This is a genomic window from Leptospira perdikensis, from assembly GCF_004769575.1.
Lineage (GTDB): Bacteria > Spirochaetota > Leptospiria > Leptospirales > Leptospiraceae > Leptospira_A > Leptospira_A perdikensis.
In genome coordinates this window covers 22,005-45,040 of the sequence record NZ_RQGA01000011.1, presented here as the reverse complement: position 1 = coordinate 45,040, position 23,036 = coordinate 22,005, and the positions used below count along the sequence as shown (strand labels likewise).

The following is a 23,036-nucleotide window of genomic DNA, read 5'->3' as shown; positions in this document are numbered from 1 at the left end:
GTTACGATTTGGTCATCATGGATCGTAAAAAACAATTTATCATTGGTTTTATTTTTGTAATCATTCTAATTCTTATAACCTACTTTTTCATTCGAAATACGCAATCCGATCGTTTGGTGATCACAAGGGGATCACTTGTGGAAGCTGTTTATGCCTTAGGTACGGTAAAACCTATAGATAGTTTTAGTTTGAAGTTTGGAATTGCAGCCTCTATTCGTGAGATTTTTGTGGAAGAGGGACAAACAGTTACAAAAGGCCAAGCGCTTCTTACTAATGATTCAGGAATTACCTTTCGTTCTCCTTTCAATGGAACCTTAACTAAATTGAATGTCGCAAAAAATGAAACTGCGATGCCTGGCCTACCTCTTCTCGAAATTCAAAACTTAAAAGAAGTATATATTTCCGTATCTTTGGATCAAGAGTCAGCTTTACGAGTCAAACCTGGACAAATTGTTCAGCTGAGTTTTGAATCCATACGAGGGAATGTGTATAAAGGAAAGGTCGAAAGAATTTATCCTTCGAATGGGCAATTTTTAGTAAGAATCGAAGCCGATGAATTTCCCCATGGGGTTCTACCAGATATGACAACAGATGTTGCCATTGAAGTTTCATCTAAAGACAATGTTGTCTTGGTTCCGTTAATTGCAGTTGACAGAGGAAAGGTCATTCGATTTCGAAATGGTCAACGTGATAAATTAGAAATTCGGATTGGAGCAATCAATTCGGAGTATGGGGAACTCATCCAAGGAGATCTGAAAGAAGGCGACGAAGTTTTGGTAAAAAACTAATATGTTGTTTCTTGCCATTAGACAAATCTTTTCTAGGCCCGAGCAATCCATTTTAACACTTGTCGGAATCATACTTGGTACAGCCGGTTACATTATTTTTTCAGGGATTATGTTGGGTTTTCAAGCTGTCATCACCGATCAATTGGTAAACTCGGATGGACAAATCAAAATTTCGCCAAAAGACGAACTGGTTACTGAACGAACTTTTGATGATGTTTTTTTTCAAGGAAAAGAAGTTCGTTGGCTTTCTCCTCCTTCAGGAAGAACCGATAACTCTCGTTTAGCAAATGTTCTTGGGTGGATGGAGAAATTATCCAATGACCATCGTGTTATTTCCTTTGCCCCACAACTCACCAAAGAAGTGATTTTTGTATATGGAAAAACTACGGCACCTGCTAGGTTCGTAGGTGTTGATCCTCAGATCCAACCTAAGGTTACTAATCTTAGTGATTATATCGTAGAAGGTAAGTTAGCGAATTTGTCTCGCGGGACTTCGCTTGTCATTATGGGAGAGGGGGTTCTTGGTAAACTTGGAGCAAAAATTGGAGACACCATTTCCGTGTACATCCCTGGAACAGATTTGATTCCCGTCAAAGTGGTTGGAATTTTGAGTACAGGAAATCGACTTGTGGATGATGTAACAGCTTATTCTTCATTATCTACAGTGCAAAGTATTACCAAATCCAGTGGTGAAATTTCACAAATTATTGTTAAAATAAAAGACATTAGAGAAGCCGCCACAATTGCCGAAAGCTGGAGATACTTTAGCAAAGACAAGGTGGAAAGTTGGGACGAAGTGAACGCGAGTATTTTGCAAGTTTTTAGAACACAAGATATTGTTCGTAACTCAACTACCTTTACCATAATTCTTGTCGTTGCTTTTGGAATTTATAATATACTCAATATGGTTGTGAATCAAAAGAAAAAGGAAGTAGCCATCCTTCGTTCTATTGGATTCGACGAGAAAGACACAATTCAACTATTTATATTTCAAGGGTTGTTTTTGGGAACTTTAGGTGCTATTGTTGGAATTTTTGTAGGTATCCTCGGATGTTATTATATAGACGGAATTCCCATTGGTGATCCAAAACAAAATTCTAAGGCCTTAATGAAAACGATGATGATTTCATGGAATTGGATGATTTATGTAAAAGGGTTTTCTATTGCGGTTCTTAGTGCGTCTATCGCAAGTTATATTCCGGCACGTATGGCAAGCCGTCTCTCTCCTGTGGATATCATTAGGGGAGCAACTTAAATGTTAGGGATTGAAGCCAAACATATTTTTAAGTCCTTTGGTGACCCTCCTCAAGAAGTCTTAAAAGACGTTTCTTTGGAAATGAATCTGGGTGATTTTGTTGCATTAACTGGAAAATCTGGATCTGGTAAATCAACACTGCTTTATATTGTTAGTGGACTTGATAATCCAACTAGTGGAGATGTCAAACTTGCAGGAAATTCCCTGATTGGTATGGGAAGTGCCGAGATTCATAATTTAAGAAACCAATCCATTGGGTTTGTTTTTCAATTTCATTATTTATTACCGGAACTTACTGGATTAGAAAATATCACCATGCCAGCAAGAAAAACAGGCACTCATAAGGCTCTAGAAGAGTATGCCCTACATCTGATGGACAGTTTTTCTGTATTACATTGTAAGGATAAGTTTCCAAGTCAAATGTCTGGTGGGGAAGGACAAAGGGTAGCTATCGCAAGGGCACTGATACAAAAACCTAAATTTTTATTTGCGGATGAGCCAACAGGAAATTTAGATACAGCTAACGGTGACAAGGTGATGGAGATATTCAAACGGATTAACCAAGTGGATGGGACTACCATTCTCTTTGTTACGCATGACCCTGATTATGCGGGGCTTGCTGGACGTCGTGTCCATATGGTTGACGGTAAAATTGCAGAAATTTCTTGAAAATTCTGTTATATTAGTTTAAATTCGATTCTATAGCAGATATTTTCCAAAAAAAATGATGAATTCGAAGGTTCATCGCCAAACTTGGTAGAAGTATGTTTGAACACTTCGAAACTGACGCCATCCGCATCCAAACCAAACGAACCGGGGAAAAGGAACATTCCACCCCTTTATTTTTAACTTCTAGTTTTGTTTTTGATGATGCAGAACATGCCAGAGCCCTATTTGCCGAAGAAGTCACTGGAAATCAATACACTCGCTTTTCCAACCCCAATACCACGGAACTCATCGATAAACTCTGTTCTTTAGAACATACAGAGGATGGAATTGCCACAGCCTCGGGAATGTCCGCCGTGTTTACTTCTGTATTTGGTCTTGTGAAATCAGGAGATCATATTGTTTCTGCGCGGGCCATATTTGGATCCACTCATCAAATTTTCGCGAATATCCTTCCTCGTTTCGGAGTAACAACCACCTACGTAGATATCAACAAACAAGAGTTATGGGAATCGGCATTTCAGGAAAATACTAAGATTGTGTATATTGAAACACCATCCAATCCGGGTTTAGATATTGTAGATTTGGCTTGGGTATCGGCTCTTTGTAAAAAGAAAAATGCGATTCTCATTGTAGACAATTGTTTTTGTTCACCTTATATTCAAAAACCTGCTGACTTCGGCGCTGATATTGTCATTCACTCTGCCACAAAGTATTTGGATGGGCAAGGCCGCGTGATCGCAGGTATTATTTTAGGTAAAAAAGAATATATCCAACCGATTCGATACATGGCTCGTAATACGGGACCTTCTCTTTCTCCAATGAATGCTTGGATCATTTCTAAAAGTTTAGAAACACTTGCTGTTCGGATGGATCGACATTCTGAAAATGCAATCAAGTTAGCGGAGTTTTTAGAAGGATCACCAGAGGTAGAACTTGTTAGATATCCATTTTTACCAAATGACCCAGGTTATGCGATTGCAAAAAAACAAATGAAATCGGGTGGTGGCATTGTTTCTTTTGTCATCAAAGGTGGAGTGGACCGTGCAAGAAAGTTTTTGGATGCACTAAAATGGTTTTCTCTTACAGCTAATTTAGGGGATACAAGAACCACTGTTACTCATCCCACTTCAACAACACACTCTAAGTTAACGGAAGCAGAAAGAGTTGCCGTAGGTATTTTACCTGGTCTCATTCGTGTCTCTGTTGGATTAGAACATATTGATGATATCATTGCGGAAGTGAAACAGGCACTTTTGAACTCAAAGTAAATAACGTATAACGAGAGTTCCTTTTTTCGTAAAGGGACTCTTCTAACAACTTTCTAGATAAATTTGAAAGTTGATTTCCTTTGTTTTTTAATTGTTCTTCAAAACTGCGGACATATTGTTCGTCTGGATTTACTTCAATTTCCCAAAGAAATTTTTGAATTTGATTTTCTTTTGGTTCAAAATCAAAACGAACTAAATGTGTTTTCTGTGCTTGGATTCGTGTATCTAAGTATTCTTCTGTCAGATTTGCATTCACAATTCTTCCTATTACCGATTCTTCCAGAAGGATAGGATTGGGTTTATCTTTTAAAACAACGTAGAAACGTAGGTAAATTTTTGGAACTATATAAGTCGGAAATGCGTGACCAATACCTATAGATTTAAGTTCCGCTTGTATTCTGTATTTTCCTTTGTTTTCTGTAATAGTCCAAGTGGGTAGTAAAGAATTTTGGACAAAAGTTTTATCGTGGATTCCCTTCCATGAATGTTCGCGGTCTGGCATATGACAATTTTGGCATTGAATCCCATCTTTGGCAAAGGTAGTTTTTTTCCATTCCGAATAAACCTCCATCAATCGTTTTCCATTTAGTTTGACTCCTGTTTCTTTACTCTCATGACAGGATCTACAAAATTCAGAAGATTCAAATTCTATTTTCGCAACATAACCGTTATGTGGTAGGTTCCCCGTTGTAATTTCTTTTTTTGGATTGTCTCTAGGAGGAGGGCCAAAGCGGATTTGATTTCTGATATGGCAAGAGGCGCAGAGGATTGAGGGACTTTCTAGTCCTGTAGAAAAATTATGAGCTTTTGAATTGAGAATTTCCTTCGTTTGGTATTTAGAATCAAGTTCGGATTTTGTTTCTGCTAATGGTGAGTGGCATTGGAAACAAGAACTATATTCTTCCTGAGTTAGTATTTCCTTCTGCCATAAAAATCCGCTGCTGATAGACTTTGCATGAAAACTTTTTTTCCAATTTTGAAACTGGTTTTGATGGCAAGTGGCACAAGAGGTTGGATTTAGGTTTTTTTCTAACGAAGAAAAATGGGAAGGAGGGACTCCTTGTTCCGGTATTGGATACTTCCAATGAGATTGTAAAAAATTGGAATCAGAACAACTTACGAACATTAATAAAAAGAAAATGTTCGTAAGTTGGAATGTTTGGAATCTCACGGTAAGTAGATTCTATTTAATTGATTAACCCCCGCAAGCATTTCCTCCACCACCAGTAGGGGCACCACCACCACTGCTGGCAGCTGCTCCCGAAGAGGACCCACGTAAAAAAGTTTTGTCCTCAGAACGTAGTTTATTGGAATTTTTTACAAACTGTCTGGAAACATCTAGTTGGTAATTAGGAACATTTGCATCTGCGTTCGCTGTATTGTTTTCGGAAAGACTGACAATGTCTGTTCTCCAATAAGAAGCAGGTTGACTGATGGCACTCGGACTTGATCCAGAAGAAGGAGTTCGTAATCCAAGAGCACCGTATTGTTTCCAACCACCTTCATACAGTCTTGTTGGTTTTCCTAGAACTTGGTGTAAAATAAACCATACTAACGAACCTTTTGTTGCATCTTCTCCATAAACATAAATTTGTTTTCCAGACGGGTATCCAGTATTATTGAGATAGGTTTGGAGTTGGCTAAAAGATTTGAATTGGAAGGTGGTTCCATCATATAAATCTGTTGGAACTAAATTGGAAGCCGATTTGATCCTTCCTTCAAATGTTACCACACAAGTGTTAGTAACAAAGGTAGAATTTATTTTGGTTGTACAGTTACCATATTTCGAACCTGATGCGGTGGAATTTGTTGTTCCCGTATAGGATGCATTAGGTCTTCCGTCTATGATGTAAAATCCTTCTGTAGGGATTGGATCTACTTCTTCAAAAATAGTATTTCCATTTTTGATCGCATGGATTAAATCACCAATCGTTAACTGCAAAACTGTATGATCTCTAAACAAAGTTTTTGTACTCCCTGCACGATTACTATTTGTATAAGTGTAGGATGGAGTTGTGAACAAAGTGTTTGCGGTTGTTAAATCAGCAATGGAACCATTGAGGACAGCTAACCTTTCTTTTGGGAATCCCCAATAGAGAAGTGAGTAGTATGCAAAGGTTGCTGACGTAAGATTGGCAAGAGAAGAAGCATCCTGTGCAAAAACAACATAATCAATGGCTGGATCTATTCCGTATATGGAAAAGAAATCGGAAATTTTTTTTCCTTTGGGAACAAGGTTATCAACGGATAAAACTCCATCATCGCGAGTTTCTGTAAGGAGATCTGGTAGATTGGCAATCGGATAAGAGAATGTTTGTTTCCCGTCAAAAAACACATAACGACCGCTAGTTCCATTTGTTTGGATTTGGAAAAGGACCAAATTTCCATAAACTCCAGCTGGTCTGTTGTTTGCCCAATTTGATAAATAACGAGAGAGTTTGGTTCCTGTAATGAGGCCACTCTCATTTAAGTTAAAGTCAGAATTGGATAAAGTTGCAAGTTCTGCTGGTGTATAAACCCGAAACAAAAATGGAGTTAAGTCCAATTTCATACTCTGTGGTAGGAATAGATATTCCGGAAGACCTTTACAACCAATCAATTGAACGAATATTAGACTAAGTAATGTTAAATATTTAAATTTCATTGAAATACCCTCAAAGATTGTACGGGAGTGTTACAGCAAATCCCACGGTTTTTAATCTTGCAGTGTTATAACCTGCAATTGTTTCTGAATAAAAAAGAGTGTAAAAATTTCCAAAACTATCGGAATAACTCACACCAATTTCGGCATTGTGATAGATCTCTTTTCTTCCCCAAGCAGGTCGTTCATTTTGTACGTAAATATCATATGGATTAATCCCATACACTGAAGGTTGAGGAAAACGTGTCATATTCCATGGTGGTTGTTGCCTTGGGTCAGCATAAGCGTATCCACCTTGACCGATTTGTCCACGAAGACCTAATGTTAAGAACATTGACTCGAAGAATCGTTTATATAAAGCCGAATAATAAAGGATATCATCAGGAACAGGGTTTTCTCTTTTCCTATAAGAAAACTCGCCAAGTCCCCCAAGACCCCAAACTCCAAAATCTTTTGCTAAGTAAAGGTTTACTTCACCACCACTGGCTCCATCTCCGAGAGACTGTGGGTTTCTGTCATAGTCTCCTCGTTTGATTCCTCCTACACGTAAGGATATAGTAGGCATCCAACGGTATTTGGAATCAAATTCATCCAAAATCTTATAACGAAGACCGAATCTTGTATCCATAAATCCATATTTATCAGGAACATCTGGAGTTTGTTGTAATCCCAGATATCTGTTGAATACTCTATGACGACCTAATTTCCCGAATCCAATTGTCAAATCGGCAGTGAGTCTATCTGTGATCCCGTATTCCAATGCAAGGTTTGCGACCGACAAACGAACGTTATCGTCGTATTTTGCTTTTTGTCCGGCGAGGAAGGCACTATCATATTCAGAGTGAACAAAAACGGGACGTACCCAAAGTTGTCTTTCGTAAGGTGCCCAGGCTTGTTGTGCGTATACACTGGGTGCTACAAAACTAGCTAAAAATAAAACAAATTTTAAAAAGTTAAAGAAAGATTTCATGTTTTATTCCTTCTTTTTCTCTGGAAGTTTTACATTGAATCTAACTTGAACAAAATATTCTAAGGCTTGTAATTGTTCTTCTGTTAGTTTGCCTGCAAAATCAGGAAGGTTAACTCTTCTTTTTTCCGTATTTGGCAAACTTCCTTGGAGGTATTCCAATCGTTCTTCTTGTTCGATTACATTGACTGTTGGTTGTTTTTCTAAAGTTAGATCTTGGTTAAAGACAGCTTTTCCTAAATGGTATTTTTCTCTATCTTGACCTTGTGGAATGTTGGCAATACCACCACCACCAATCCCTCCAGAAGCATAGGAGGATGAGATCAAAATTAGATTAATGATCAAAAAATTCATTACGTTCTTCATATTACTTTCCCTGCGAATCGATTTATATATTTTTAAGAAGAGGGACGTTAGATCATCCCTCTCCGTTTTTCAAATTTTGTTTTAGCGTTTGTAAGCTTTGTCTTCTTCTACGATTTTTCTTGAAGTTGTTGCAAACGCATTCAAGTTCGTTGGAAGATTTGGATCCACATCACCAGCCACATTATAAGTGATTACTTCGGATAGTTCCGGCACATCTGTGCGGTAAGGAGAATCAGCAGGGAGTTTTGCTGCAGGTCCACCTCCAGTTAAACTTCCCCATTCAATCCAACTTCCATCATAATATGTAGATGGATAACCTAGGATTGCAATGTATGAAAATCCTGTTACCTGTGATCTGTTGTTGGTTCGGCAGAGTTGAATTGCTGTTTGACCTTCTTGGTATCCTTTACCTGCATAATATGCTTTTAGGTCTGCTTTTGATTTAAATCTAAACTCTGTATCGAGCAAATCAGTCCATCTAAGTTCTTTAGCACCTCGAATACGACCTTCAAAACCAGCATATTTACCAGCAACTTCGGAAGCCGTACTACGAGCCACTCCATTGTATTCATTACTACTTCCAGAAGACGATCTCGCATCAGAGATAAATACACTGGAAGTAAGGCCCGCAAGAGTTACATTATTAGGATTTTTGACAGCGGTAATCACATCTTCCACAGGTAACATAAGGATGGTGTTATCTACGCGAACCGATTTGATCGTATAACGGTTGGTATAACTAGGAGGAGTGTTTGTTGTGGAACTGAAAGGTACGAAGTTTCCGTCTGTTACTGCAAGGCGAGGAAGAGTTCCGTTTAAGAAGGCCAGATTTTTATGATCGAATCCCCAATAGCGGAAAGTATAAAATCCGCGTAGTGTTCCTTGCACATGGCTATTCGCATTTGCAGAAGAAACAAATACAACAAGGTCGTTGTTTGGATCAATTCCATAACGATTTAAGATGGCATCCACTTTCGTTCCATTGGCAATGATAGAGATTGTATCACTGAGTCCACTGCTTCGTTTTTGACTAAATCCATCACCACCATCAAGAGCACTCGCTCCATCAGCAAAGGTAAACGAATAGACAACAACATCGTTTCCGTTTCCGGCAATATACTCTTTGCCTACAGTGGCACTGGCACCGTTTTGTAAGATTACCAATTTACCGTTAACACCGGCAGGTTTTGTAGCGGACCAATTGTTCACCCATTTACCTAAGGTAGAGGGAGTGATCAGACCATATTGATTTAGATTATAATCGTCGTTAGATTCTTTTGCTAACTCGGTTGCCGTATTGACCTTAATTCCTGAGGAAAGGGCAAGGGCTGCCAGTAGCAAGTTCTGTGTGTCATTGTTTTTTGCTCCGCCGCAGGCTCCGATGAACCCCGCGGTAGTAAGAGCAATCAACTTGTAGAGTAGATTGGTTTTCATTTGTTAATCCTTCGATTTTATTCCTGTTTCCTCCCTGTAGGGGTTGCACCAGAGATAGGAAACATGGTAAGGTCAGTTTTGAAAAAGGGGGCAAATGAAAGAATACTAAATCTTATATATTGAACAATAAATCCTATATAACGCCCAAAATATTTTCCTCATGTACATTCTTTTGGACCTTTCTCTTTTCTCGAATCAATCGTTCCTGTATGTCTCTAAACATTTCTACCGAGCTTTTTTGGAAGCGATCCACAGGAATTTGGATTCTTCTCCGAATTCATTTTCTATAGATTCCAATTCCGCAATGGGGAAAAAGGCACTGTCTGATGGCTCCAAAACGATCTCTTTGGTTTTTAGTTTGATTTTGATTTTTCCAGTAACTTGATAAATTTTGATGTCGAAGGCTGTGGGTAAGTGACCGAACTGAGAAACCTTTCCCGAGGCCAGTTTCCACTCGACAAGACTCAAACGATCTCTTTCTTCTTGGTAAAAAACTCGCGATTCTGCTGTATTTTTAGGAGAAATCCAACGTTTTCCTTCATTGGATCCAATGTAGCGAGGCGACTGGGCAAAAAGATCGGGAATCATTTCCCCGATAGGGATTCGTAACGATTTAGATAATTTCCATAAAATCCCGATGCTAGGTGTTGTTTTGCCTGACTCAATGAGTCCGAGCATTCCTCGACTAACTGTTGATAACTGAGAAAGTTTTTCCATGGATAATCCAAGTTCCAACCTTCTGCGTTTTAAGGTTTCACCCAGGACAACCGTTAACACTTCGTCGACATTTCTTTCGTTTTCTGTTGTGGCCGTAAAACTCTCAATTTCTGTTTCCATACCCAATACTTCCCTTACGGGCTATGTTTGATATATTGGATATATTGTAAAGTAAAATGAATATTTGTATGAAATACCAAGCAAGACAGGTTAGTGAAAGTAGGGCTTCCAAAAGAAGGATAGGATCCGGAATTTCATAGAAGTAGGTAAATTCAAAGCCTAAACGTGCCCGGGTGAGGTAAGACAACTGGGGTATCGAAATCAAAATCCAAGGAAAAATTCTTTCTGATTTTGAAGTCACGAGAATCGGGAGCAGGATTAAAAAATACCAAGGATTATAAACTGGCAGTAAACAAAGAGAAAGATATCCAAACAAAAAATAAAAATCGAGTTTTGTTGAGATCAATTTGAATTTTTGGAATCGATTTTCTTTTTCAAGGAAGAGAAATAAAAATACAATCGCGGTAGATAAACAGAAGATAAAAGGAAATGTTTTGAGATCTATAATCCCAAATATTTTCCAGAATGGTTCATAAAACTGATTGAATTTGAAACTTCCACCAAACTTGAGTAAATTGGTAAATCCAAAGTCATTTGAATTGGGGAAAAACAAATAATAGATGAAATAAAAAATAAAAAATCCGCAGAAAAAAGATAAACTAAGGAAAATCCATTTACTCCATTCTTTTTTCCAGTTTCTAAATGATATTGTTTTGGAAAGGTAAACAAAGTAGAACAAAGAAAAAAATTTAATATGGACAATAAGACCAAATAGAAAACTGGAAAGCAGGTATTTTCGGTATTTAATTGTATTTATAAAAATCCAAAAAATGGAAAGTATCAATATTTCGAAATGATAGTTACTATATACTTCTTTTATTAAAATGGGGAAGGTCCAATATAACAATTGGGGTTTGGAAAGTTTCCTTTTGGAAAATACTAAGAAACTGGTGGTTTCGAGGACTAAGTAACTAAGTTTTAAAAAAATACCTGAAAAACCTACTGAAAATAAGGCAAAAAACAGCAAAACAAAGGGTGTGTATATAGTAGTCCAATCAGGATGATTAATTTGAGATAGAACTTCCGTTTCTATATCACTTAAATTTAATTTTTGAAATGAATGGATGGGAGCGATTTCATAAGGCGACTGCCCATTACGAATTAAATTTCCTTCCCATAAATATCTCGACCAATCATCTTCCCAAATGGGAGGAAGAAAAATAAATAGAATTCGAACCCCAAGTCCTATAATAAAAATATTAGTTTTTTGTTTTTTGAAAAATGATTTTGGAAGGGTTACCATCCAAATAAAAAGAATGGTAACCAAGGTGACAATTGAGAATAGAATCCATTGAAACAAAGTAGTGTTTGAATTCTATTTATTAAAGTTTAGGTTGTTACATCTTTCACAAATTTCTTCTGGGATCACTCCTAATTTCATTAGTAAACCAAATGCAAAACATCCAGCACACCAACCTAAAAAAGATTCGAGTGATGCAAAGAAAACAAGTGTAGCCAATGTGATTTGGTAAGCAAGAGTCAAATCCAAAACAAAAAATACAATCGCACTGATGCTAAATAAAAATCCAATGAGCTGAGCAAATCGTTTGGGCGGACCTGCTGAAGCAACAAAGGAAATTCCAAGCCAAGGCACTAAATACCTGGCAGTAAAAAAAGCAAATGGTTCTAATTTGGGCCCATAACTGAGTCGTAAAGTAAATCCAAGAAGTAGGAATGCGAGCACATAAGGGTTTGGGAATAAAATGGCAAAGACACCAAGGAATACCACGGTTGATGCGACGATCCTTGTGACATTTTCATTGACCACATCCGGATAAAAGCCAATTTTCATATTGCCCTCCATTGACTCCTAAAGTACGAGTGGGGTCTCTATAGGCAAGAAAAATTCGTTTTCTTGGATGAAATGTTTATCTTATTGACGGAAATTCGTCTTAAAAGAGAAAGGCTTAAGAATTTGGGAGGTATCTTGGTGAAAGTACTACGTGGTTATGGAATCTATTTGTTTTCTCTTTCTTTATTATGGGCTTTTTGGCTCCAGCTGAGTGCTGGACCTCCGCATCCTGTCGAGTCCCAGCAAAAAGAAAGGCCTTGGTTTCTCTCCGCCGAGTCGGCAGCAGAACTCCCAAAATTTACCATTCTTGACACTCGCACCTCCGTGAATCGATGGAAGGATAAAGTTCCGGGTTCTAAAACGATCTCTTGGGAAGACCTTTCCCGAACCGATGTCCCGAGAAAAGGGGACTTACTTGAAATTAAACTTGTAAGAAAAAAAATCAATGAGTTGGGAATTCAGGAAAATGACAATATACTTGTGTTAGGTGATGGTAATTCGGGATGGGGTGAAGAAGGACGTATTGTTTGGAGTTTACGTGAAGCAGGTTTTAAACAATCGTTTTGGTTGGATGGTGGATTTCCGGCATATCAAAAGCAGATTCAAAAAAAATCGGATCCGAAGCAGAAAAACAAAGAACCAATTCTGAGAATTGATCCAAAACAAACGAACCCGTCTTCGGCGATTTTGAAAGAAGACATCTTAAAGGGATTACCTTCGAAACAATACCAAATTCTGGATACAAGAGAACCTCGGGAGTTTTCTGGTGCTACACCATACGGTGAATCGAGAGGAGGTCATATACCCACAGCTAAATCTTTTTTCTACCAAGAGTTATTTGATGCCAAAGGAAATATCAAATCTAAATCAGAGGTGGAATCCTATTTGAAACAACAGGGTATCCAAAAAGATAAACCGATTGTTGCTTATTGCACGGGTGGTGTTCGCTCTGCTTTTGTCGTTGGAATTCTTCGTACTTACGGATATAATGCTTATAATTATGCTGGTTCTATGTGGGAATGGTCTCACGACCCAAAACTTCCGTTGGAAACTGGAAATTGAAAAGAAACATATACATATCCTTTTTTACACTCATTGTTTTGGGAATGGGAACTTTTCTCTATATCAATCAAAGAGAAGTTCCCATTGAACAAGTGTTCCCTGGTAAAATTTGGTCTAAACCAATTGCGAATCTTCCTGATTTAAAAGGTGTTGGTGCTCCGACCGCTAAAAATTGTGGAAATTGTCATACGGAAATTTATGAAGAATGGCAAAAATCCACTCACGCCAATGCTCTTACTGATATACAATTTCAATCTGAGTTAGCAAAACCAAGTTCTCCCAAGTGGATTTGTTTGAACTGCCATATTCCGGTCCAAAACCAAAGAGAAACAATCATTACTGGACTAAAAAACGGAGATTACTTCCGGCCAGTGGAGATTCCAAATCCTGACTTTAATCCTGATATGAAAGCAGAAGGGGTTACTTGCGCTACTTGTCATGTACGAGTGGACTCACAAACTAAAGAAAGTTATGTGATCGGAGGAACAGGCGGAACTTCTCCACCTCATCCAATTAAAATTGATCGAAAACAATTGTTAAATCGTTGTTATGATTGTCACAATGAAACTTATACTTTAAATGAATCTTTGGTTTGTTCCTTTCAAACAGGTTCCGAGTTACAAGCGACACATTCAAACCAAACATGTTCGTCTTGCCACCAACCAGAAGTTCGTCGTTCTTTTGTAAAAGCTTCTTTAAATAAACCGGTTCGAACAGCTCATAAACATGGGTTTATTGGCGGTGGTGTTCCCAAAAGGTTCGATTTGTATTCTGACCAAATTCGATTGGGTTACAAACCTGGAATTGTTCTTTCGGCATTCAAGGTTCAAAACGATTCTATTGAAATTCAAATCAAGAATACAAATGCGGATCATCATGTCACTACTGGTGATCCTGAGCGTTTTTATCGATTATCAATTGTAGGTTTCGATAAAATAGGAAAGTCTATTTTTCAATCGGAAACTACAATTGGTCAAGAATGGTCTTGGTCACCTGCAGCAAAAAAAGTAAATGATACACGAATTCCCTCAGGGGAAATATTTGTTTGGAAGGTAAAACCAACAGAACTCCCCGTTGAATCTTATAAATTCCAAGCAGTTCATGTTCGGTTAAAAAACATCACTTCTAATTATATGATTCAATCTTCAGGTTACTTAACTTCTCCCTATAAGGAAAAAGTTGAAAATATGAAAGATTTATATCCACATAGTTCTATAGTGATTGAATCTTCCTATCAGTTGAAAACAAAATCCAGAAAAGACACAACTTTAGAGGATTTATTCAAAAGGAATGCAGAAAGAAAAGGTGAATGAGATCCTTTGTATCATCCCTGCAAGAGACGAGGAGGAAGGCATTGAGCGTGCGTTATCTGGTCTTATTCAGAATTCCGGATTACCAAAATCCAGTTTTATTGTAGTAAACAATGCGTCTAAGGACCAAACACCAATCATAGTGAAAAAGATGGGACTAACCACCTTGGATTGTCTGGAGATCGGTTATGGAAATGCGTGTCTTACGGCGCTACGTTGGATCAAAGAATCGAATTTGGTACCTGATTATATTCTTTTTTGTGATGCCGACGGCTCCGATGATCCTTTGGACATTCAAAAGTTAATCCAAGTGATCAAAGAAAGCCAAGCTGACTTGGTAATTGGTTCAAGGACTATGGGTATTGTGGAGAAAGGTTCTTTGTCCCCCATTCAAATATTTGGAAATGCACTCACTTGTTTCTTGATTCTTATTTTTTTCTGGCGTAGGTTTACAGATATGGGGCCACTCAGAATTTTAAAATATTCTTCGCTTGTTCGTTTGCAGATGGAAGACCCCACTTGGGGATGGAATATTGAAATGCATGTGAAGGCATTACAACAAAAAATGGATATAAGGGAGATCTCTGTTAATTACAGAAAGCGTTTTGCGGGTGTTTCGAAAATATCTGGAACGATTTCTATGTCGATACGTGTTGGGACCAAAATTTTATACACTTTTTTTCGGTTGTTATTCTTTCGTGTTCATCCCTAATCTCACAAAAATTTTATTAGCGATTCTTTATCCCGCCTTATTATTCGTTACTGCACATTTTGGTGATAGAAACGATTTGAGTGTGATTCTAGTTGTTGCCATAGTTCTTCCCTTATACTTTTATTTTTTATCAGATTTAACTGCCTTGTTTGGGAATCGGTTTTATCTTTTTTTGTTCTATGGAATTTTACTGCGCCTCGTGGTAGTTGGCTCTCCCGCATTATGGAGTGATGATATCTATCGTTATCTTTTTGACGCAAAAATTTGTTTGGAGGGAATTTCACCCTATCATTATACACCCGAAAAGTATTTACAATTGGATAATGTCTCAACCGTAGGATTGGAATCCTATTTATCAAAGATGAATAGTCCGAATTATTATTCCGTTTATCCATTGTTAATACAGTGGTTTTTTTCGTTTGGAACGATTATTGGATCTTTATTCGGTTCTGTTTTCTTAGGAATTCAGAGTCTATTTTTTTTATTAGATATTTTGAATTTATTTCTCATTCGAAAACTATATCCCAATAAATCCAATCCATCATATTGGATTTATTGGGGAAATCCAATCGTGATTTTAGAAGGGATTTCGCAAATGCATCCAGAGATCCTTTTAGTAACTGGCTGCCTTCTTTTCTTTTTGTCCCAGTCGAAGGGTTTACGAATTTTTTCTTTTTTTCTATTAACCCAACTAAAATTAAATGCTTTCCTTTTTGTTTTAAGTTTTTGGCGCGATCGTTCGGTTTGGATTCGCTTATTTTTTGTTAGTTTAGTTTCTCTCGTTTTGTGGAAGATTACAGTTTTTTCTGACTTGGTATCGCAGAGTAGTACGGGGATAGGGTTATTCTTTCATTCGTTTCGATTTGCAGGTATACTGGAACCTTTTTTCTATTTTCTTTTGTATCCATTTCAGGGAGAATATCTTTCTGGAATTATATCCTTTGCGACTCTTTTTGCCCTTTATATTTTCTGTATCAAAAAGAATTTAAGTTTTGGGTTCGGTTATCCCGATCGATTTTTAACCATTTATTCTATGTTCCTTTTGTTTTCTCCCGTCATCCATCCATGGTATTGGATTCTTTGGATTTTATTTGTAATGGGAAAAGCTAAAATGGAAACATTGGTTGCTTCAGTTTCCTTTTTGGCCTTTTTATCCTATGGACTGTATGTTTATAATGGTTTTGTATACATCTATTGGGTGTCTTCAATTTTGGTTTTAGGTTATTATGGGAACAAACAAATTAATTATCTTCGCAAAACAACCTAAGTTAGGAAAAGTCAAAACTCGCTTGTCGGTGAGTATTGGTGAGGAAGAAACATTAAAGATTTATTATGAATTACTTAAAATCACAAAAACAGTGACTTCGAATCTCAAAGTAGAGAAGTTTGTTTATTGGGATCATCTAACAAAAAATTCATCTGAAAGTTTTGATTTTGGATATCCGAATAAAACCCAGGAACTGGGGGATCTTGGGTATAAGATGGAAGTCGCCTTTCAAAAGGAATTTCAAATGGAAACGGGAAAAATCGTTATTATTGGAACTGATTGTCCGTTTTTGACCGAAGAAATCCTATTAAAAGCATACAAAGACTTGGATCATTCCGACTTTATTCTTGGTCCGGCTCGAGATGGTGGTTATTATCTACTGGGGATGAAAACGTTTTTGCCTTTTGTTTTTCATTCTATTCCTTGGAGTACAAAAGATGTTTTGTCTCTGACAATTGAGTCTATCCGAAAAAACAACAAAACTTTCACTCTTCTTGATGAGTTATGTGATATAGATGATATTGATGACTTAAGGTTTTGGAAAGGGTAACTTTAAGGAAGAGGTTGGACTCTGATTTCTACACGTCTATTGAGTGTTTGGTGTTCTTTTGTTTTGTTAGGTGATTTAGAGTTGCCGTAAAATAGACGTCGAATTTGGTTCGGTTCTACAAAATGAATTAGTAAAAACCGTTCCACCTCCAAAGATCTTTTTTCGCTAATGGAAACATCTTCTTTTGCATTTTTCCCTTCATTTGCATGGGCGTGAATATAGATTTCGTGATTTTTATTTTGATTCAAAAAATCCGCAGTAGATTGTAAGCGAACTAGATCAGCATTGGGAATTTTCGAGGAATGTTTTGCAAAATATACGGTGAACGATTTTGGATCAGATGAATTTTCTGCCTTTTTGTATGGGTTTTCGAAAACCACACCTTCTTGTGCTACAAGCCCACCCATAAATAAACAATATTGAACACTGTAAGTTAACAAAAGCAAGCGGAGCCCTTTGTTTGGGATAGAATAGAACATATTCTAATTATCGGATATTTGGAAAAGTTTCCATACGATAGAATTTAAAATTATGATTGAAATATGTCCCTTCAAATTATTTTTCAAGTCTAAGGTGTATCAATGAAACTAAAGGATTTAGCTGAACGATTAGGTGCAAGTTTCACCGGTTTAGGTGATTTGGAAATTAATGGAATTAAAGATTTAGAACATCATACTCCTGTAGATTCGAATAGCATCTATTATGTGGCTTCTAAAAAGTATTTAGCCAAACACAAAAAGGCTTCCGATGTAAAAATCGCTCTTACGATTGAATCCTTAGCTTCTCAATTCCCAAACGCCATCATCATTCCAGAAGAAGGATCAAAAGTAAAATTCATTCAAGTAGTGGGTTTATTTGAAAAAAAACCAAAATATACAACTTCTATCTCTGCAAAAGCGAGTATCCACCCCAGCGCCAAACTAGGAAAAGATGTTACCATTATGGATTTTGCTGTCATCCAGGAAAATGTAGTGATTGGTGACCGAGCTGTCATTTACCCGAATGTTGTTTTGGAACCAAATGTTGAAATTGGCGAAGATAGTGTTTTGAAATCAGGGGTGATTGTTTATTACAACTGTAAGTTGGGAAAACGAAACTTAATTCATTCGAATACTGTTATTGGTGCTGATGGTTTTGGATTTTATGATTACGCTGGTGTTCGGTATAAGGTTCCTCAAATTGGAAACGTAATCATAGGTGATGAAGTGGAAATGGGGGCTCACTGTACGGTAGATCGCGCGGCCCTCGAATCAACGACCATTGGAAGTTTTACTAAATTTGATGACCATGTACATGTGGGTCACAATTGTCGAGTGGGTAATTATGTATACATTGCCGGAGCTACTGTTCTTGCGGGTTCTGTCACCATTGAAGATGGTTGTTTCCTTGCTGGACAATCGGCCGTAGCAGAACACCTAACCATGAAAAAAGGATCGATTCTACTTGGTTTATCGGGGCTCACTGAAGATTCGAAAGAAAAAACAGTTTATTTCGGAATTCCGGCAAGACCTGCATTGGAGATGCATCGAATTCATAGTTCACTTCCTATGTTACCAGAAATGACTAAAGAATTTTCTAAACGAAAGAAAGAAGAGTCTTGATAATTTAAGACTCTAAAATACTTTTTAACGCATTTAGATTTGATGCCATTTGTTGTTTTAAGTTCATTTTTACTAGACCTTCGCTTAGTTTAAATAGGCCTTGTAGTTCCAGTTGATCCGTGATTGTTAAGAGGCAGTTCCCATCGGTATTTTCAAATTCATAACGATCCGTAAATTTTAAGAGATTTGATTGGCAACTTGCTACAATGAGTTTGTTTTCAAGAACTTCTTCCAGTTTATAAGTTTCGTTTAGGTTGAGAATTCCCAAGTCAATTTGGATTTTGTATTCATTTGGTTTTCCTTCTACTACTTCAGAAGAGGAAATACTGGAATTATAAGCCGTTTGGTTTTGCATATTTCGAACATAAACAAATACTTCGGAGACTGGTTTGTGGATCACCGCTGAAACGGTTGTTTTGATCATTTATTTTTTAGATTCTAAGATCCATTGTTTCCAAATTTCAGGAACAAATCCAATGGTGGCCCGTTTGCCATCTCTCACAATTGGTGTTTTGAACAAAAGAGGATTGGAGAGTAGAGCCTCTTCTTTATCATATAACATATATTTTAGATTTTTGTCTTCGTAGACTTTCGATTCCGTATCAATCAAATCATCTAAACTCACACTTCCGAGGATGGATCTAAGTTCTCCCTTACTCATTTCTTTTTCTTGGAGGTTGATGAACTGAAAAGTAACACGGCGTTCTTGAAAGAACAGCTGTGCCTTCTTAGAATCTTTACATTTTTTGGTTCCGAAGATTTGGAGGTTCATCCAAAAATAGACTTTTTGAAATCTTCTAAAAGCGGTTCTGTTCCAGACAACATCAACTCAATTTGATCTTTGTCTAAATCATACATTACGTGTGCTTGTAGGTATTGGGTGAATTCTTCCGCAGAAACTTTTTTTGCATCAAAGTTTTCTTTTAGAAAATTATACCAAGCAGCAAGGATGACTTTTTGGTGAGCCAATTCTTTGATACCGATGGTAATGATTTTAGAGGGTTTCATGTAATTTTCTTAAAGAATGATACTCTTCCTAAGAGATCGTCAATCCAAAAACCTTTGGAAGACTGAAAAATAAAGAACCCATGATCCAGAATTCATATCTAACCTTCGAAAAGTTTGTGCAGTGCTCACTGTGGCATCAATGATTCTTGTATCATCAATGACTCCGACTTTCCCATCGGCTCGGATATAGAAACTTGAGGTTTCGCCATTATAATTCCCGCTAAACTTATCAATAGCGACATGGTGATATCCAAGTCCGATCTGCAAAAAGGTATCTTCATATAACCGGCGATTGATGGCAGTTTCTACTCGGTAAGCGAGCCCACTCCCTCTAAGTCTTCCTCTTTGATTAAAGTACTGTGTGTTGGGGGGTAATTCCCCAATGGAATATCCTCGAACATTCCAGTCTGCGGAAGTAAAACCGATTCCAAGTCCATTTTCCCACTCCCAGTTTTTATAAATTGGCATAGTGAAATAATACATTCCGAGGACATGGTATGAGTAAATTTCCGAACGGAGTTTTGTATAGTAGAAGTCACTAGTAACTTCTGTTAGACGAAGCATTTGCCAGTCGTTTCTGCCGACAACAAATCCTACCCTTGATCTTGAATCCAAAAGGAAACGAACAAATCCCTCGTATAGGTTGGTAGTTTTTCCGCCGCTCAAACTTACATCGGAGAAAACCAAAGGGTTAAAGGTGGAGGAGAACTGCTGTAGGTTACCATCAAAGCGGCCCGGGATTCTTTCGCCGGCCCCATACCGCATTCCCACTTCTATCCCTGAGGGTTCCGCTCTTAAGTTGCCGAAGACTAAGGAAGAAATCATAAAAACCAGAAACGGAAGGATCACAATACATCTTGACATAACAATTTCATCCAATTTCGTGAGGAAGAACCAATATGGAAACACTCTTTCAAAACGGATCTAAGTTTAATCTGATTTTAGGATCGGACATCCTCAGCCCTTATTTCTATCTCATCCTTATCGCCTCGCTCTATTTGAGCTTTCGGTTGGGATTCCCACAAATTCGTTTTCTCTTTCTCGCTCTTAAAATCCTTACGGGAAATATGGACTTCAAAGGTTCCAAGGGTCAACTGGTCCATTCACAAGCTTTCTTTGCTGGGATTGGGTCTTCCCTTCTTGCGGGTTCTGTCATTGGAACTGCTCTTGCCATCGCCTACGGCGGAATTGGCGTTCTCTTTTGGATTTGGGTGATGAGTTTGTTTGTTATGCCCATTCGGTTTGTGTCTTCAACTTTGGCTGTCAAGTTTCGAAACCAACTTCCGAGCGGACGTTATCTTTCCGGCCCTATGTACTTTATCGAAAAAGCCTTACGTGCGAAGTGGCTTGCTGTGGCATTTTCCCTTGCTAGTATGGTTACAGTGCTTTTGTTTGGTGGTATTTTTCCCTTTGTTGGACTTACATACATCACCAAGGAAGGTTTAAACTTATCCGGACTCTCTGGTCCTATATCCATTTCCGTCATTTTACTTTTTATCGTTATTGGTGGTGTTAGGCGAGTTGGTCGTGCTTCGTCTATCCTCGCTCCTATAGGAATCACTCTTTTTATTTTTGGTTATGTGTCTCTTTTTTCCAACGCTATGATTTCCTTTTTTGGATTTTTATCCGATGTCACAAACGAAGCCTTCTCCATTAAAGCTTTACAAGGTGGAGGTGCTTTCGGCGTTTTACGTGCCCTTTCGGTTTCTCTGAGTACTTTTTTTCTTTCTACTGAAACTGCTGTTGGTAAATCTTCTGGGATTGCTGGTGTTGTGAGGACTGACTACGCCGCAAAACAAGGCTTAGTGAGTATGTTGGCTTCCTTTTTTGAGGGTTTTATCATGGCAACTCTCGTTGGGTTTGTTTTATATTCTTATGGCGCTGTCAATTTAGAAACTATCCTTTCCTTTCCTGCAAGAATTTTGGAACAAAAAGAATCTTTGTCTGTGATATTGTTTTGTCTTTCTTTTCTTTGTTTTGGGATTCTCAGTCTTGCCGGTTGGTTTTATAGCGGGGAACAAAACGCTTTTTATGTATTTGGGGAAAAATTCTCTAATTTTTTCAGAATGTTATTCATTGGTTCTACTTTAGGATTTTCTTATCTTTATGTAAAGTATGGGATTGATGTTCTTAGTTTTGTGATGCATTGGGGTTATATTGCCGCAGTGATTACAAGTGTTCCTCTGCTTGTTTCCCTTATGTTACTTGGAAAATCTGCTAACTTTGAACTCAAAAAATACCTTTCTGAGTCTGGCGCTCGGTATGAAATCTTCAAAGATTTCTACTTGTTGTTTTTAACATTACTTCCGAAGAACCTAATCTCAAAAATTTTCGGTTACTTTTCAACATTGCGTTTGCCACGATTTATGATGATTCCTATTTTAAAGGCTTTTGCAAAGGCTTATAAAATCAATTTAAGCGAAGCAGAGCTTGAGATTAAAGAATATGCCTCACTCAATCAATTTTTTACTCGTGCCCTTCGTGCCGAAGCAAGGATCATTGACTCTGCAGTGAATGCAGTGGTCTCTCCGACGGATTCTAAAATTACCAGTTTTGGTAATATCAATCAGTCAACAATCATTCAAGCCAAAGGGATTGACTATTCCGTAAAAGAATTGTTAGGTTCAGAAAAATACTATCCGTTCTTTACAAATGGAAAATACATTACATTCTATTTATCCCCACAAGACTACCATCGTATTCACAGTCCGTTTGCCGGTCAAATTTTGGGTTATTATTATGAGCCAGGAAAACTTTTTCCGGTAAATGATTTGGCTGTTCTTAACATCCGAGGGCTTTTTCCTAAAAATGAAAGGCTCATTACCTTCTTACAAACTGAATACGGTAAAGTTGCGGTCATCAAAGTAGGGGCTTCCAACGTGGGAAAGATCCGAGTGACTTACGACAATAAAATTGTCACAAACAACTGGATCCGTTTTGCAAAGGAACACCATTACAAAGATGTCTCCATCATGATCGACAAAGGGTCAGAACTTGGTCGATTTGAAATGGGTTCTACGGTCATCCTAGTGTTTGAAAATGACACCATCGACTTGACAAACATTGCTCTTGGTGACAAAATTCAATACGGGACTACCGTAGGAAACTTTCGTTCCAAAACGACCAAACTACCGGTGAAAGCGTAAAAATGCCAAACTCGCAGCTTGCCACCTTCCCGAAAGAGATTTCATTCGATGACGATTCTCTCTATATCGAATGGAAGGATGGGCACGGTTCGAAGTATTCGCTTCTCGATCTTCGCAAAAAATGCCCTTGTGCCACTTGCCGAGGTGGGCATGGGGGGAAAGTAGGGGATGCAACTGGCCATATCCAGTCCATCAAACTCCTTTCTTGGACGAAAGTGGGCCGTTATGCGATTTCTATTGTTTGGAGCGACTACCATAATACGGGAATTTACTCCTATGACAACCTCCGTGCCTATTCGGATGGAATTGCGAGTGCTTTCGACTAGTTCTTCTTACTTTTTGTCAATTCGGAAAAAAACTGAG

25 protein-coding genes are annotated in these 23,036 nt (G+C 37.9%); 12 read left to right on the top strand and 13 right to left on the bottom strand.

Annotated elements, in window-relative coordinates; all coding sequences use genetic code 11:
- Positions 1-17: 17 nt before the first annotated feature.
- From EHQ49_RS10250 to EHQ49_RS10235, 4 genes are all read left to right on the top strand, one after another.
- Entirely contained in the window at positions 18-788 is a 771-nt protein-coding gene (locus EHQ49_RS10250; protein ID WP_135579067.1) for an efflux RND transporter periplasmic adaptor subunit, read from the top strand.
- 1 nt (position 789) lies between these two features.
- The gene (locus tag EHQ49_RS10245; protein ID WP_135579065.1) at positions 790-2,043 is read left to right on the top strand and encodes an ABC transporter permease; all 1,254 of its coding nucleotides are present in this window, start codon (positions 790-792) and stop codon (positions 2,041-2,043) included.
- On the top strand, positions 2,044-2,712 hold the full coding sequence (locus EHQ49_RS10240) for an ABC transporter ATP-binding protein (RefSeq protein ID WP_135579063.1): 669 nt from the start codon (positions 2,044-2,046) through the stop codon (positions 2,710-2,712).
- A 95-nt stretch (positions 2,713-2,807) separates the two neighbouring features.
- On the top strand, positions 2,808-3,980 hold the full coding sequence (locus EHQ49_RS10235; RefSeq protein WP_135579061.1) for a trans-sulfuration enzyme family protein: 1,173 nt from the start codon (positions 2,808-2,810) through the stop codon (positions 3,978-3,980).
- Here EHQ49_RS10235 and EHQ49_RS10230 read toward each other — a convergent pair.
- The 8 genes from EHQ49_RS10230 to EHQ49_RS10195 all read right to left on the bottom strand — a co-directional run bounded on the left by EHQ49_RS10230 (position 3,940) and on the right by EHQ49_RS10195 (position 12,017).
- Positions 3,940-5,151 carry a multiheme c-type cytochrome gene (locus EHQ49_RS10230; RefSeq protein WP_244241436.1) on the bottom strand — a complete coding sequence of 404 codons (1,212 nt, stop codon included), beginning with the start codon at positions 5,149-5,151 and terminating at the stop codon, positions 3,940-3,942. The two genes, EHQ49_RS10235 and EHQ49_RS10230, sit on opposite strands and share 41 nt — an antisense overlap.
- 24 nt (positions 5,152-5,175) lie before the next feature.
- Positions 5,176-6,624 carry a rhodanese-like domain-containing protein gene (locus EHQ49_RS10225; protein ID WP_135579059.1) on the bottom strand — a complete coding sequence of 483 codons (1,449 nt, stop codon included), beginning with the start codon at positions 6,622-6,624 and terminating at the stop codon, positions 5,176-5,178.
- A 10-nt stretch (positions 6,625-6,634) separates the two neighbouring features.
- Positions 6,635-7,591 (bottom strand): hypothetical protein, encoded by a 957-nt coding sequence (locus EHQ49_RS10220; RefSeq protein ID WP_135579057.1) that lies wholly within the window; start codon positions 7,589-7,591, stop codon positions 6,635-6,637.
- Between the two features lie 3 nt (positions 7,592-7,594).
- Positions 7,595-7,954 carry a hypothetical protein gene (locus EHQ49_RS10215; protein WP_135579055.1) on the bottom strand — a complete coding sequence of 120 codons (360 nt, stop codon included), beginning with the start codon at positions 7,952-7,954 and terminating at the stop codon, positions 7,595-7,597.
- A gap of 81 nt (positions 7,955-8,035) precedes the next feature.
- Entirely contained in the window at positions 8,036-9,388 is a 1,353-nt protein-coding gene (locus EHQ49_RS10210) for a rhodanese (protein ID WP_135579053.1), read from the bottom strand.
- 225 nt (positions 9,389-9,613) lie between these two features.
- Entirely contained in the window at positions 9,614-10,225 is a 612-nt protein-coding gene (locus tag EHQ49_RS10205) for a helix-turn-helix domain-containing protein (RefSeq protein ID WP_135579051.1), read from the bottom strand.
- Entirely contained in the window at positions 10,209-11,525 is a 1,317-nt protein-coding gene (locus tag EHQ49_RS10200; protein ID WP_135579049.1) for a hypothetical protein, read from the bottom strand. Before EHQ49_RS10200 ends, EHQ49_RS10205 begins: the two co-directional genes overlap by 17 nt.
- A 15-nt stretch (positions 11,526-11,540) precedes the next feature.
- Positions 11,541-12,017, bottom strand: coding sequence for a DUF4395 domain-containing protein (locus EHQ49_RS10195; RefSeq protein WP_135579047.1), 477 nt, complete (start codon positions 12,015-12,017; stop codon positions 11,541-11,543).
- Positions 12,018-12,155: 138 nt separating this feature from the next.
- Here EHQ49_RS10195 and EHQ49_RS10190 point away from each other — a divergent pair, with 138 nt between their 5' ends.
- Genes EHQ49_RS10190 through EHQ49_RS10170 form a run of 5 tightly spaced genes read left to right on the top strand, consistent with a single transcriptional unit; the run spans position 12,156 to position 16,918 of the window.
- A complete protein-coding gene (locus EHQ49_RS10190) occupies positions 12,156-13,079 on the top strand; it encodes a sulfurtransferase (RefSeq protein WP_135579045.1) in 924 nt (307 codons plus the stop codon).
- The gene (locus EHQ49_RS10185; RefSeq protein ID WP_135579043.1) at positions 13,037-14,392 is read left to right on the top strand and encodes a multiheme c-type cytochrome; all 1,356 of its coding nucleotides are present in this window, start codon (positions 13,037-13,039) and stop codon (positions 14,390-14,392) included. Before EHQ49_RS10190 ends, EHQ49_RS10185 begins: the two co-directional genes overlap by 43 nt.
- Positions 14,370-15,101, top strand: a complete 732-nt coding sequence (locus EHQ49_RS10180) for a glycosyltransferase family 2 protein (protein WP_244241435.1) — start codon at positions 14,370-14,372, stop codon at positions 15,099-15,101. The genes EHQ49_RS10185 and EHQ49_RS10180 overlap by 23 nt, the downstream gene beginning before the upstream one ends.
- On the top strand, positions 15,088-16,368 hold the full coding sequence (locus EHQ49_RS10175) for an MptA/MptB family glycosyltransferase (RefSeq protein WP_135579041.1): 1,281 nt from the start codon (positions 15,088-15,090) through the stop codon (positions 16,366-16,368). The genes EHQ49_RS10180 and EHQ49_RS10175 overlap by 14 nt, the downstream gene beginning before the upstream one ends.
- A complete protein-coding gene (locus EHQ49_RS10170) occupies positions 16,328-16,918 on the top strand; it encodes a TIGR04282 family arsenosugar biosynthesis glycosyltransferase (RefSeq protein WP_135579039.1) in 591 nt (196 codons plus the stop codon). Before EHQ49_RS10175 ends, EHQ49_RS10170 begins: the two co-directional genes overlap by 41 nt.
- Positions 16,919-16,920: 2 nt before the next feature.
- Here the strand turns inward: EHQ49_RS10170 and EHQ49_RS10165 are convergent, their stop codons facing one another.
- A complete protein-coding gene (locus EHQ49_RS10165) occupies positions 16,921-17,397 on the bottom strand; it encodes an OmpA family protein (protein WP_135579037.1) in 477 nt (158 codons plus the stop codon).
- A 102-nt stretch (positions 17,398-17,499) separates the two neighbouring features.
- Between EHQ49_RS10165 and lpxD the strand changes: the two genes are divergently transcribed.
- Positions 17,500-18,519: a UDP-3-O-(3-hydroxymyristoyl)glucosamine N-acyltransferase gene (gene lpxD / locus EHQ49_RS10160; protein ID WP_135579035.1), complete on the top strand. Its 1,020-nt coding sequence runs from the start codon at positions 17,500-17,502 to the stop codon at positions 18,517-18,519.
- A gap of 4 nt (positions 18,520-18,523) precedes the next feature.
- Here the strand turns inward: lpxD and EHQ49_RS10155 are convergent, their stop codons facing one another.
- The 4 genes from EHQ49_RS10155 to EHQ49_RS10140 are packed head-to-tail and all read right to left on the bottom strand — an operon-like array spanning position 18,524 to position 20,391.
- A complete protein-coding gene (locus tag EHQ49_RS10155) occupies positions 18,524-18,943 on the bottom strand; it encodes an SRPBCC family protein (RefSeq protein ID WP_135579033.1) in 420 nt (139 codons plus the stop codon).
- Positions 18,944-19,291 (bottom strand): arsenate reductase family protein, encoded by a 348-nt coding sequence (locus EHQ49_RS10150; protein ID WP_135579031.1) that lies wholly within the window; start codon positions 19,289-19,291, stop codon positions 18,944-18,946.
- Positions 19,288-19,527, bottom strand: a complete 240-nt coding sequence (locus EHQ49_RS10145) for a hypothetical protein (protein WP_135579029.1) — start codon at positions 19,525-19,527, stop codon at positions 19,288-19,290. The genes EHQ49_RS10150 and EHQ49_RS10145 overlap by 4 nt, the downstream gene beginning before the upstream one ends.
- A 39-nt stretch (positions 19,528-19,566) precedes the next feature.
- Positions 19,567-20,391, bottom strand: coding sequence for an LIC_11366 family protein (locus tag EHQ49_RS10140; RefSeq protein WP_135579027.1), 825 nt, complete (start codon positions 20,389-20,391; stop codon positions 19,567-19,569).
- Positions 20,392-20,426: 35 nt separating this feature from the next.
- Between EHQ49_RS10140 and asd the strand changes: the two genes are divergently transcribed.
- Together asd and EHQ49_RS10130 are read left to right on the top strand one after the other, a co-directional pair.
- Positions 20,427-22,673, top strand: a complete 2,247-nt coding sequence (asd, locus tag EHQ49_RS10135) for an archaetidylserine decarboxylase (protein WP_135579025.1) — start codon at positions 20,427-20,429, stop codon at positions 22,671-22,673.
- 2 nt (positions 22,674-22,675) lie between these two features.
- On the top strand, positions 22,676-22,999 hold the full coding sequence (locus EHQ49_RS10130; RefSeq protein WP_135579023.1) for a DUF971 domain-containing protein: 324 nt from the start codon (positions 22,676-22,678) through the stop codon (positions 22,997-22,999).
- Positions 23,000-23,036: the final 37 nt, after the last annotated feature.